This is a genomic window from Exiguobacterium sp. A1_3_1, assembly GCF_048985645.1.
In the GTDB taxonomy this organism is placed as follows: domain Bacteria; phylum Bacillota; class Bacilli; order Exiguobacteriales; family Exiguobacteriaceae; genus Exiguobacterium_A; species Exiguobacterium_A indicum.
The window spans coordinates 1-721 of the sequence record NZ_WBYY01000329.1; the positions used below are offsets into that span (position 1 = coordinate 1).

Below are 721 nucleotides of genomic sequence, written 5' to 3' on the forward strand. Positions count from 1 at the left end.
ATCCAAATCCCCCCTTTTGTTTGCCAATCAACCGTTGGCGCATTTTGGTAGAAAAGCGCTTTCATAAGGAAATTCGTCTTTTCATCACTTATTCTACTCCTGTCCTTTTTAGAAGACAACCCGAGCCGTTGCATTTAACTGCAAATTTTTTTAGGAAAACAATGACCGACAAGAATCATCTCGGTATAATGGTTCACAGATAGGAGTGAATCATGATGGATGCTACACCAAAACAAACACCACTTTTCGGTATCGAATTGATCCGAGATTATGTGCTGACCGATCTTCTCGGATCGGATTATCGGCAAGTCATCTACTGGGCAGGTAAACGTCTAGCGCGTCAATTCCCTGTCGTAGATGAATCTGAATTAGCCTCATTTTTTGAACAAGCAGGTTGGGGAACGCTCGAAATCAAGAAACGTAAAGGCACGGTCGTCTTGTTCGTGCTGTCTCCTCCTGATACGACGAGAGATGAACGACCACATGGATACTTCCAACTCGAAGCCGGTTTCCTCGCTGAACAGTTCTCCCGTTTTAACGGATGTGTCGCGGAAGGATATGCCGAGTTAACTAAAGAGCTCGTTCAAATCACGGTCCAAATCGATCCTAAAGATCCACTTGAACCGCTCAAGTGAAATTTACATAAAACGTGACAGGAATCTTGATTTTCAACATCGAAGTAGATTCTGTCTCTTATACACATCTCCGAGCCCACGAGACT

General features: G+C 43.8%; 1 protein-coding gene. It reads left to right on the forward strand.

Annotated features, from left to right (window positions below):
- Positions 1-212: 212 nt before the first annotated feature.
- Entirely contained in the window at positions 213-635 is a 423-nt protein-coding gene (locus F8N00_RS18205) for a YslB family protein (RefSeq protein ID WP_235147587.1), read from the forward strand.
- Positions 636-721: the final 86 nt, after the last annotated feature.